The sequence below is a fragment of the Pseudomonas fluorescens genome, from assembly GCF_012974785.1.
Taxonomy (GTDB): Bacteria; Pseudomonadota; Gammaproteobacteria; order Pseudomonadales; family Pseudomonadaceae; genus Aquipseudomonas; species Aquipseudomonas fluorescens_BT.
On the sequence record NZ_CP027561.1, the window covers coordinates 459615 to 470542 of the forward strand.

Annotated in this window: 7 protein-coding genes and 1 pseudogene; 5 read left to right on the forward strand and 3 right to left on the reverse strand. The window is 61.5% G+C overall.

Annotated features, from left to right (window positions below; genetic code table 11):
• Positions 1–273: 273 nt before the first annotated feature.
• From gltB to hemE, 3 genes are all read left to right on the forward strand, one after another.
• A complete protein-coding gene (gene gltB, locus C6Y56_RS02040; protein ID WP_169428511.1) occupies positions 274–4719 on the forward strand; it encodes a glutamate synthase large subunit in 4446 nt (1481 codons plus the stop codon).
• A gap of 33 nt (positions 4720–4752) precedes the next feature.
• Positions 4753–6171 carry an FAD-dependent oxidoreductase gene (locus tag C6Y56_RS02045; RefSeq protein WP_169428512.1) on the forward strand — a complete coding sequence of 473 codons (1419 nt, stop codon included), beginning with the start codon at positions 4753–4755 and terminating at the stop codon, positions 6169–6171.
• A 253-nt stretch (positions 6172–6424) separates the two neighbouring features.
• Positions 6425–7492 carry a uroporphyrinogen decarboxylase gene (hemE, locus tag C6Y56_RS02050; protein WP_169428513.1) on the forward strand — a complete coding sequence of 356 codons (1068 nt, stop codon included), beginning with the start codon at positions 6425–6427 and terminating at the stop codon, positions 7490–7492.
• 70 nt (positions 7493–7562) lie between these two features.
• Here the strand turns inward: hemE and C6Y56_RS02055 are convergent, their stop codons facing one another.
• Entirely contained in the window at positions 7563–8837 is a 1275-nt protein-coding gene (locus C6Y56_RS02055) for an MFS transporter (RefSeq protein WP_169428514.1), read from the reverse strand.
• Between the two features lie 118 nt (positions 8838–8955).
• On the opposite strand from C6Y56_RS02055, the gene C6Y56_RS02060 reads away from it, so the two are divergent.
• Positions 8956–9852 (forward strand): LysR family transcriptional regulator, encoded by an 897-nt coding sequence (locus tag C6Y56_RS02060; RefSeq protein ID WP_169428515.1) that lies wholly within the window; start codon positions 8956–8958, stop codon positions 9850–9852.
• Here C6Y56_RS02060 and C6Y56_RS02065 read toward each other — a convergent pair whose 3' ends face one another.
• The gene (locus C6Y56_RS02065) at positions 9853–10290 is read right to left on the reverse strand and encodes an excinuclease (protein ID WP_169428516.1); all 438 of its coding nucleotides are present in this window, start codon (positions 10288–10290) and stop codon (positions 9853–9855) included. It lies immediately after the preceding gene.
• 55 nt (positions 10291–10345) lie between these two features.
• Between C6Y56_RS02065 and C6Y56_RS29065 the strand changes: the two are divergent.
• A pseudogene (locus C6Y56_RS29065) lies at positions 10346–10438 on the forward strand (DNA-binding protein); the annotation flags it as partial.
• 48 nt (positions 10439–10486) lie between these two features.
• On the opposite strand, the gene C6Y56_RS02070 reads toward C6Y56_RS29065, so the two are convergent.
• On the reverse strand, positions 10487–10927 hold the full coding sequence (locus C6Y56_RS02070) for an excinuclease (RefSeq protein ID WP_169428517.1): 441 nt from the start codon (positions 10925–10927) through the stop codon (positions 10487–10489).
• Between the last annotated feature and the right edge of the window lies 1 nt (position 10928).

The window sequence follows — 10928 nt, forward strand, 5'->3', positions numbered from 1 at the left end:
CGTGCCTTGTGGTGTCTGCGTCACAGTAGTCTTTGAGTCGTTGCGGTCAAAATTAAAAAAGTTTTGACTAGCACAGCAGATCGTTTTAAACCTTTCACAAATGCGACATGGATTTGCGACATTTCGTCGTCAAATTTGTGAGCCTCTGTGTCGCTGTGTACAATGACCACCCTTTTGCCCCCGCAAAGCCGGCGTACGTTCGGCGCTAGGTGCAAGTGGTTGAATTGAAAAGAAATTTGCCTCGAAAAGAGGCAGCCTGGTGAGAAAGTGTCTATGAAAGCAGGTCTGTACCAACCAGATGAATTCAAGGATAACTGCGGTTTCGGCCTGATAGCCCATATGCAGGGCGAACCCAGTCATACCCTTTTGCAAACGGCCATCGAGGCCCTGACCTGCATGACCCACCGCGGTGGGATTAATGCCGACGGCAAGACCGGTGACGGTTGCGGTCTGCTGATTCAAAAACCCGACGCCTTCCTGCGTGCCATTGCCCAGGAAGCCTTCAGCGTCGAGCTGCCCAAGCAATACGCCGTGGGCATGGTCTTCTTCAATCAGGATCCGGCCAAGGCCGAAGCCGCTCGCGAGAACATGAACCGCGAGATCCTGGCCGAAGGCCTGCAACTGATCGGCTGGCGCAAAGTACCGATCGACACCAGCGTCCTCGGCCGCCTCGCCCTTGAGCGCCTGCCGCAGATCGAGCAGGTGTACATCGGTGGCGAAGGCCTGAGCGATCAGGACATGGCGGTCAAGCTGTTCAGCGCCCGTCGTCGTTCGTCGGTGGCCAACGCCGCCGACACCGACCACTACATCTGCAGCTTTTCCCACAAGACCATCATCTATAAAGGCCTGATGATGCCGGCCGATCTGGCCGCTTTCTATCCGGACCTGGGTGACCAGCGCCTGCAAACCGCAATTTGTGTGTTCCACCAGCGCTTTTCCACCAACACCCTGCCGAAATGGCCGCTGGCCCAGCCATTCCGCTTCCTCGCCCACAACGGCGAGATCAACACCATCACCGGCAACCGCAACTGGGCTCAGGCCCGTCGCACCAAGTTCACCAACGATCTGATGGATCTGGAAGAACTCGGCCCGCTGGTGAACCGCGTTGGCTCCGACTCTTCGAGCATGGACAACATGCTCGAACTGATGGTCACCGGCGGCATCGACCTGTTCCGTGGCGTGCGGATGATCATTCCGCCTGCGTGGCAGAACGTCGAAACCATGGACCCGGATCTGCGTGCGTTCTACGAGTACAACTCGATGCACATGGAACCGTGGGACGGCCCGGCCGGCGTTGTGATGACCGACGGTCGCTACGCGGTGTGCCTGCTCGACCGTAACGGTCTGCGCCCGGCGCGCTGGGTTACCACCACCAACGGTTTCATCACTGTCGCTTCGGAAATCGGCGTCTGGAACTACCAGCCGCAGGACGTGATCGCCAAGGGCCGCGTCGGTCCTGGCCAGATCCTCGCCGTGGACACCGAGACCGGTCAGATCCTCGACACCGACGCGATCGACAACCGCCTGAAATCCCGTCATCCGTACAAGCAATGGCTGCGCAAGAATGCCCTGCGCATCCAGGCGACCATGGAAGACAACGATCACGGTTCGGCTTTCTACGACGTCGATCAGCTCAAGCAATACATGAAGATGTATCAGGTCACGTTCGAAGAGCGTGATCAGGTACTGCGTCCGCTCGGCGAGCAAGGCTACGAAGCCGTCGGCTCGATGGGCGACGACACGCCGATGGCCGTGCTGTCCCAGCGCGTGCGCACGCCGTACGACTATTTCCGTCAGCAGTTCGCGCAGGTGACCAACCCGCCGATCGACCCGCTGCGTGAAGCGATCGTGATGTCGCTGGAAATCTGTCTCGGTGCCGAGCGCAACATCTTCCAGGAATCGCCGGAACACGCGTCGCGCGTAATCCTCAGCTCGCCGGTGATTTCCCCGGCCAAGTGGCGCTCGCTGATGAACCTCGACCGCCCGGGTTTCGAGCGGCAGATCATCGACCTCAACTACGACGAAAGCGTCGGCCTCGAAGCGGCGATCCGCAATGTGGCCGATCAGGCTGAAGAAGCCGTGCGTGCCGGTCGTACCCAGATTGTCCTGAGCGACCGCCATATCGCGCCGGGCAAACTGCCGATCCACGCCTCGATGGCCACCGGCGCGGTACACCACCGTCTGACCGAAAAAGGCTTGCGTTGCGACTCCAACATCCTGGTGGAAACCGCCACCGCGCGCGATCCGCATCACTTTGCGGTGCTGATCGGTTTCGGCGCCTCGGCGGTGTATCCGTTCCTGGCCTACGAAGTGCTGGGCGACCTGATCCGCACCGGTGAAGTACTGGGCGACCTCTACGAGGTGTTCAAGAACTACCGCAAAGGCATCACCAAAGGTCTGTTGAAGATCCTGTCGAAGATGGGCATCTCGACCATCGCCTCGTATCGCGGTGCGCAGCTGTTCGAAGCCATCGGTCTGTCCGAAGAAGTCTGCAACCTGAGCTTCCGTGGCGTGCCGAGCCGCATCAAAGGGGCGCGTTTTGTCGACATCGAAGCCGAACAGAAAGCACTGGCCACCGAAGCCTGGAGTCCGCGCAAGCCGATCCAGCAGGGCGGTCTGCTGAAGTTCGTCCACGGTGGTGAGTACCACGCGTACAACCCGGACGTGGTCAACACCCTGCAAGCCGCCGTGCAGCAGGGCGACTACGCCAAATTCAAGGAATACACCTCACTGGTGGACAACCGTCCGGTGTCGATGATTCGCGACCTGTTCAAGGTCAAGACCCTCGACACGCCGCTGGACATCAGTGAAGTCGAGCCGCTGGAATCGGTGCTCAAGCGCTTCGACTCCGCCGGTATCTCGCTGGGCGCCCTGTCGCCGGAAGCGCACGAAGCCCTGGCCGAAGCCATGAACCGCCTCGGTGCGCGTTCCAACTCCGGCGAAGGCGGCGAAGACCCGGCGCGCTACGGCACCATCAAGAGTTCGAAAATCAAACAGGTCGCGACCGGCCGTTTCGGGGTGACCCCGGAATACCTGGTCAATGCCGAAGTGCTGCAGATCAAGGTCGCCCAAGGCGCCAAGCCGGGCGAGGGCGGGCAACTGCCGGGCGGCAAGGTGAACGGGCTGATCGCCAAGCTGCGTTACGCAGTACCGGGCGTGACCCTGATTTCGCCACCGCCGCACCACGACATCTATTCCATCGAAGACTTGTCGCAGCTGATCTTCGACCTGAAACAGGTCAACCCGAAGGCGCTGGTTTCGGTGAAGCTCGTGGCTGAAGCAGGCGTCGGCACCATCGCCGCCGGTGTGGCCAAGGCCTATGCGGACTTGATCACCATCTCCGGCTACGACGGTGGCACCGGTGCTTCGCCGCTGACCTCGATCAAATACGCTGGCGCACCGTGGGAACTCGGCCTGGCCGAAACCCACCAGACCCTGCGTGGCAACGACCTGCGCGGCAAGGTCCGGGTGCAGACCGACGGCGGCCTGAAAACCGGCCTCGACGTGATCAAGGCCGCGATCCTCGGCGCCGAAAGCTTCGGCTTCGGTACTGCGCCGATGATCGCGCTGGGCTGCAAATACCTGCGTATCTGCCACCTGAACAACTGCGCCACCGGCGTCGCGACCCAGAACGAGAAGCTGCGCAAGGATCACTACATCGGCACCGTCGACATGGTGGTGAATTTCTTCACCTACGTCGCCGAAGAAACCCGTGAGTGGCTGGCCAAGCTGGGCGTGCGTTCCCTCGAAGAGCTGATCGGCCGCACCGATCTGCTGGAAGTCCTCGAAGGCCAGACCGCCAAGCAGCATCACCTGGATCTGACCCCGCTGCTGGGCAGCGATCACATCCCGGCGGACAAGCCTCAGTTCTGCGGCGTCGAGCGCAACCCGCCGTTCGACCAGGGCCTGTTGGCCGAGAAAATGGTCGAGATGGCGACATCGGCGATCAACGACCTCAGCGGCGCCGAGTTCGACCTGGATATCTGCAACTGCGACCGTTCGATCGGCGCAAGGATCTCCGGCGAAATCGCGCGCAAGCACGGCAACCAGGGAATGGCGAAAGCGCCGATCACCTTCCGCTTCAAGGGCACTGCCGGTCAGAGCTTCGGCGTGTGGAACGCCGGCGGTCTGAACCTGTACCTGGAAGGCGATGCCAACGACTACGTCGGCAAAGGCATGACGGGCGGCAAACTGGTCATCGTGCCGCCGAAGGGCAGCGTTTATCAGACTCAGAACAGCGCCATCATCGGCAACACCTGCCTGTACGGCGCCACCGGCGGCAAGCTGTTCGCCGCTGGCACCGCAGGCGAGCGTTTCGCCGTGCGCAACTCCGGTGCCCACACGGTCGTGGAAGGCACCGGCGATCACTGCTGCGAGTACATGACCGGTGGTTTTGTCTGCGTCCTGGGCAAGACCGGTTACAACTTCGGCTCTGGCATGACCGGCGGTTTCGCCTACGTGCTCGACCAGGACAACACCTTCGTTGACCGGGTCAACCACGAACTGGTGGAGATCCAGCGGATCAGCGGCGAGGCGATGGAAGCCTATCGCAGCCACCTGCAGAACGTGCTGAACGAGTACGTCGCGGAAACCGACAGCGAGTGGGGTCGTGAGCTCGCCGAGAACCTCGATGACTACTTGCGTCGTTTCTGGCTGGTCAAGCCGAAGGCTGCCAACCTGAAGTCGTTGCTTTCCAGCACCCGTGCCAACCCGCAGTGATATGCGCCTGAAGAGTTTGATGAGGTTTTAACAATGGCTGAACGTCTGAATAACGACTTCCAGTTCATCGATGTCGGGCGCAAAGATCCGAAGAAGAAACTGTTGCGTCAACGCAAGAAAGAGTTCGTGGAAATCTACGAACCGTTCAAACCCCAGCAGTCGGCCGACCAGGCCCACCGCTGCCTGGGTTGCGGCAACCCGTATTGCGAATGGAAGTGCCCGGTGCACAACTTCATTCCCAACTGGCTGAAACTGGTGGCCGAGGGCAACATCCTCCAGGCCGCCGAGCTGTCGCACCAGACCAACACTCTGCCGGAAGTCTGCGGCCGGGTGTGCCCGCAGGATCGTCTGTGCGAGGGTGCCTGCACCCTCAACGACGGCTTCGGTGCGGTGACCATCGGTTCGGTCGAGAAGTACATCACCGACACCGCATTCGCCATGGGCTGGCGCCCGGACATGTCCAAGGTCAAACCGACCGGCAAGCGTGTCGCGATCATCGGCGCAGGCCCGGCGGGCCTCGGTTGTGCCGATGTGCTGGTGCGCGGTGGCGTGACCCCGGTGGTGTTCGACAAGAACCCGGAAATCGGCGGTCTGCTGACCTTCGGCATCCCCGAGTTCAAGCTCGAGAAGACCGTGCTGAGCAATCGCCGCGAAGTCTTCACCGGCATGGGCATCGAGTTCCGCCTCAACACCGAGGTCGGCAAGGACGTGACCATGGAGCAACTGCTCGCCGAATACGATGCCGTGTTCATGGGCATGGGCACCTACACCTACATGAAGGGCGGTTTTGCCGGTGAGGACCTGCCGGGCGTTTATGACGCGCTGGATTTCCTGATCGCCAACGTCAACCGCAACCTGGGCTTTGAAAAGTCGCCGGAAGATTTCGTCGACATGAAAGGCAAGAAGGTCGTGGTGCTGGGCGGTGGCGACACGGCGATGGACTGCAACCGCACGTCGATCCGCCAGGGCGCCAAGTCGGTGACCTGCGCCTATCGTCGTGACGAAGCGAACATGCCCGGCTCGCGCAAAGAGGTGAAAAACGCCAAGGAAGAAGGCGTGAAGTTCCTCTATAACCGCCAGCCGATCGCCATCGTTGGTGAAGACAGGGTCGAAGGCGTGAAAGTGGTCGAGACCCGTCTCGGCGAACCGGACGCCCGTGGCCGTCGCAGCCCCGAGCCGATCCCGGGCTCCGAAGAGATCATCCCGGCCGACGCCGTGGTCATCGCCTTCGGCTTCCGCCCGAGCCCGGCGCCGTGGTTCGAACAGTTCGAAATCCAGACCGACAGCCAGGGCCGCGTCGTTGCGCCCGAGCAAGGTCAGTACAAGCACCAGACCAGCAACCCGAAAATCTTCGCCGGTGGCGACATGGTGCGCGGTTCCGACCTGGTGGTGACGGCGATCTTCGAAGGCCGCAATGCGGCGGAAGGGATCCTGGATTACCTGGGCGTCTAAACCCGGATCCTGAGCCAAAAGCAATAACCCTGTGGGAGCGAGCCTGCTCGCGATAGCGGTAAATCAGTCACCAGAAGTATTGGCTGACAATCCGCTATCGCGAGCAGGCTCGCTCCCACAGTTGTTTCTCGCTGTTGCTGATGCCCCGTATTTATTGCGACAAATTGACCCGATAGACAAAAGGCTGACCTGCATCCGTGCCTTTTGCGTCGCGCTCTGAGAAAATGCCCGCACTTTTTTTCCGGATGCCGACATGACTGCCCTGAAGAACGACCGTTTCCTCCGCGCCCTGCTCAAGCAACCCGTAGACGTCACCCCTGTGTGGATGATGCGCCAGGCCGGCCGCTACCTGCCGGAATACCGCGCCAGTCGTGCCCAGGCCGGTGATTTCATGAGCCTGTGCATGAATCCGGAATTCGCCTGCGAAGTCACGCTGCAACCGCTGGACCGCTATCCGCAACTGGACGCGGCGATCCTGTTCTCCGACATCCTCACCATTCCCGATGCCATGGGCCAGGGCCTGTACTTCGAGACCGGTGAAGGTCCGCGCTTCAAGAAAGTCGTCAGCACCCTGGCCGACATCGAAGCCCTGCCGATCCCGGATCCGCACAAAGACCTCGGTTACGTGATGGACGCGGTCAGCACCATCCGCCGCGAACTGAACGGTCGTGTGCCGCTGATCGGTTTCTCCGGCAGCCCTTGGACCCTCGCCACGTACATGGTCGAAGGCGGCTCGTCGAAAGACTTCCGCAAGACCAAGGCGATGCTCTACGACAACCCGCAAGCCATGCACCTGCTGCTGGACAAGCTGGCGCAGTCGGTGACCTCGTACCTCAATGGCCAGATCAAGGCCGGCGCGCAAGCGGTGCAGATCTTCGATACCTGGGGCGGCAACCTGTCGGCGGCGGCGTATCAGGAGTTCTCCCTGGCCTACATGAAGAAAATCGTCAGCGGCCTGATCCGCGAGCACGACGGTCGCAAGGTACCGGTGATCCTGTTCACCAAGAACGGCGGCCTGTGGCTGGAAAGCATCGCCGACGCCGGCGCCGACGCACTGGGCCTGGACTGGACCTGCGACATCGGCAACGCCCGCGCTCGCGTCGGCGACAAGGTCGCCCTGCAAGGCAACATGGACCCGACCGTGCTGTACGCCAAGCCTGAAGCGATCCGCACCGAAGTCGGGCGCATCCTCGCCAGCTACGGCAAAGGCAGCGGCCACGTGTTCAACCTCGGCCACGGCATCACGCCGGAAGTCGATCCGGAACACGCCGGCGCGTTCCTGCGCGCGGTGCACGAGTTGTCGGCGCAGTATCACGAGTGATCGGCGCTCAGCTCTAATGTTAGAAAACAAAAACGCCCGGCTTATGCCGGGCGTTTTTTGTGGGCGTGAATCAAGCTTTGACGCCACCCAGCGGCGGCAGCTTCGCCAGCTTCAACGCCACCAACAGCGCCACCAGCAGCAGCGCGCCGATAAACAGGCCAATCCCGTTCCACCCGGCCATGTGCCAGAACACCCCGCCCGCCGTCCCGGCGATGCTCGACCCGGCGTAATAGCTGAACAGGTACAGCGACGACGCCTGGCCCTTGGCCTTGAGCGCCCGACGGCCGATCCAGCTGCTGGCCACCGAGTGTGCGGCGAAGAAACCGAAAGTGAAGATCAGCATGCCGATGATCACCAGTGGCAGCGGGGTGAGCATCGTCAGCGCGAGGCCGGCGAACATCAGGGCGATGGTGGCCCACAGCACTTTGCGGCGACCCAGTTTGTCGGCCAGCGAACCGATTTTGGCCGAGCTGTAGATACCCGACAGGTAGACCACCGACAACAGCCCCACAAACACTTGATCCATGTGGTACGGCTCGGCGAGCAGGCGATATCCGATGTAGTTGAACAGCGTGACGAACGCGCCCATCAGCACGAACGCCTCAAGGAACAGCAGCGGCAGGCCGGCATCACGAAAGTGCATGGTGAAACCATCGAGCAGGCTGCGTGGATGCAGCGAGCGGGAGCGGAAGTTGCGCGACTCCGGCAGGATTTTCCAGAACACCGCCGCCGCGATCAGCGCCAGACCGCCGATCACCAGCATCGCCGTGTGCCAGCTGACGAAGTCGATCAGTACGCCGGTGATCAACCGCCCGCTCATCCCGCCAATCGCGTTGCCGCCGATATACAGGCCCATCGCCAGACCGATGTGTTGCGGATGGATTTCCTCGCTCAGGTACGTCATCGCCACCGCCGCCAGACCGCTGAGCGACAACCCGATCAGCGCACGCATGATCAATACGCCGTGCCAGCTCGGCATCATCGAACTGGCGATGGTGCACAGGGCTGCAGCAAACAGCGCGGCGACCATCACCGGTTTACGCCCGACCCGATCGGAAATCGGACCAGTGATCAGCAGACCGAACGCCAGCATGCCGGTGGCCACCGACAGGATCAGGCTGCTCTGCGCCGCGTTGATCGAATATTCGTGAGACAGCAGCGGCATCATCGGCTGCACGCAGTACAGCAGGGCGAACGTCGCGAAGCCGCCGCTGAACAGCGCGAGTACCGTGCGCATGAACGCGGGCGTGCCTTTCTCGATGTAGATCTCTTGCAGTTCGGTCAGCACATCGTCCGCCGCAGCGGGCGGGACTTCATGGGCCAGTGGAGCGACGGCGGTTTTCACATCAGACCTCGGAGGGCGCGGGCAGGCAGGCAATGAAAAAATCATATAGCTGGCTAATGTTTCTATCCAATATATTGTTCGACCTGTTTGATAGCTTTAACGACTTAATGGGGTGTCCATGGAATTGCGTCACTTGCGCTACTTCATCGCCGTCGCCGAAGAACTGCACTTCGGCCGCGCCGCACAGGTGCTGGGCATCTCCCAGCCACCGCTGAGCCAGCAGATTCAGGCGCTGGAACAGGAAGTCGGCGCACGGCTTTTCGAGCGTACCAATCGTCGGGTTGAACTGAGCGAAGCCGGGCGACTGTTTCTGGAGGAAGCGCGGCTGGTGCTGGCCCAGGTCGATAAAGCGGCCGACGTGGCCCGCCGTGCGCAACTCGGCGAGCTGGGTGAACTGAAGATCGGCTTCACCTCGTCGGCACCGTTCAACTCGACCATTCCCCAGGCGATCTTTTCCTTTCGCCAGCGTTTCCCGGCCGTGCACCTGAACCTGCGGGAGATGAGCAGCACCATGGTGGCCGACGCACTGGTGGACGAGTCGATCGAGGTCGGCATCATGCGCCCGCTGGGTTTGCCTGATTCGCTGAGCGTGGTCGAGTTGACGCGCGAGCCTCTGGTGGCGGTGCTCAGTTCCAAGCATCCTCTGGCCCAAGGCAGTGAGGAAGGTCTGTTTCTCTCGGCGTTGGCTCTGGAGCCGTTCGTGTTCTTCCCACGCAGCTATGGCAGCGGTCTGTACTCGCAATTGATCAGCCTGGCCCGTGACGCCGGGTTCAGTCCGCACTTCGCCCAAGAAGCGGGGGAGGCGATGACGATCATCGGCCTGGTGGCGGCGGGCCTGGGCGTCTCGGTCATGCCGGCCTCGTATCAGCGGATGCGCATTGACGGCGTGGTCTACCGACCGCTGCTCGATCCCGAGGCGGTGACGGCGGTGTGGCTGGTGCAGCGCAAGGATCAGAAATCGCCGATGGCCAAGGCCTTTGTCGAGCTGCTCACGCGCAAGGTCGAAACCGGTTGATCAGGGCAGCCGCACCAGATCGCCCTTCAACGCCACCCGCGTCACAAACACCCCGGCCCGACATTCGTATGTGTTCAGATCCTTGCGCACATGCTGGTCGTAATAGCTGACGATGTTGGTCACCGCATTGGCCCCGACGCGCTTGGCCTCGGCCTGCAGCGCAATCAGGTTCGACTGCAAGACCCACTCGCAGGAGTCGTGATCGCTCTTGTTGAAGCCGTTGGTCTTCAAGTCGCTGACCACCCCGCGCTTCAACAACTGCTGTGTGCCCTGGGGCCCGTTGCCGATCAGATAAAACTTCACACTGCCATCCAGCCGCCCGGCACGAATCGCATCCGACAGCACGGTTTCGAACGGCATGTACATCAGATTGGTGGCGTGGCTGGCACTGGGGAGCAGGCTGAAAAGGGCGGCGGCGATCAGGGCTTTTGCTTGCATGGTCATCTCCTTGACGTAACGCGCAGCAAATCATGGGTATGACGAGTGTAGACGCCACCGCGCACTGTCAGGCGAGGTAAAACCCGAGTTTGGAACGATCCTGAAAGTCATGAAAGCGCTGGGGCTGAAGTTGCACGCCAGCACATGAGCTGAACGACGAAGGGCGCCGAAAGGCGCCCTTTGTCGTTTCCGACAGTTACTGAACCGTCGCCAGATCACCCTTCAAGGCAACGCCGGCCATGATCGCGCCCGCGTGGCACTCATAGTTCTTCGCATCCTTGCGCTCGTTGCTCTTGTAGAAGCTGACGATGTTGGTCACGGCGTTGGCGCCGGCGTTTTTCGCCGCCTGGTGCAGGCTGATGATGGCCGATTGCACGACCCACTCGCAGGCTTCCTGGTCGGACTTGTTGAAGGCGTTGGTCTTCTTGTTGGTCACCGCGCCAGGGCTGACGACGCTGACTTTGCCGGCCGGGGCGTTCCCTGCCAGATAGAACTTCACGCTGCCGTCGATCTTGCCGGTACGGGTTGCTTCTGCGACCGCCTTGTCGAACGGCAGGTACACCGCCGTGTCACGGGCCTGGCTGACGGCTGGCAGCGCGCAGATGAGCAGGGCGGCAGCGAGTTTGTTCAAACGCATG

Excerpts from the sequence above, each read along its gene's own strand:
- C6Y56_RS02060 (WP_169428515.1), top strand. The coding sequence starts at position 8,956 with ATGGAATTGCGTCACTTGCGCTACTTCATCGCCGTCGCCGAAGAACTG.
- C6Y56_RS02070 (WP_169428517.1), bottom strand. The coding sequence starts at position 10,927 with ATGCGTTTGAACAAACTCGCTGCCGCCCTGCTCATCTGCGCGCTGCCA.
- C6Y56_RS02065 (WP_169428516.1), bottom strand. The coding sequence starts at position 10,290 with ATGCAAGCAAAAGCCCTGATCGCCGCCGCCCTTTTCAGCCTGCTCCCC.
- C6Y56_RS02045 (WP_169428512.1), top strand. The coding sequence starts at position 4,753 with ATGGCTGAACGTCTGAATAACGACTTCCAGTTCATCGATGTCGGGCGC.
- gltB (WP_169428511.1), top strand. The coding sequence starts at position 274 with ATGAAAGCAGGTCTGTACCAACCAGATGAATTCAAGGATAACTGCGGT.
- hemE (WP_169428513.1), top strand. The coding sequence starts at position 6,425 with ATGACTGCCCTGAAGAACGACCGTTTCCTCCGCGCCCTGCTCAAGCAA.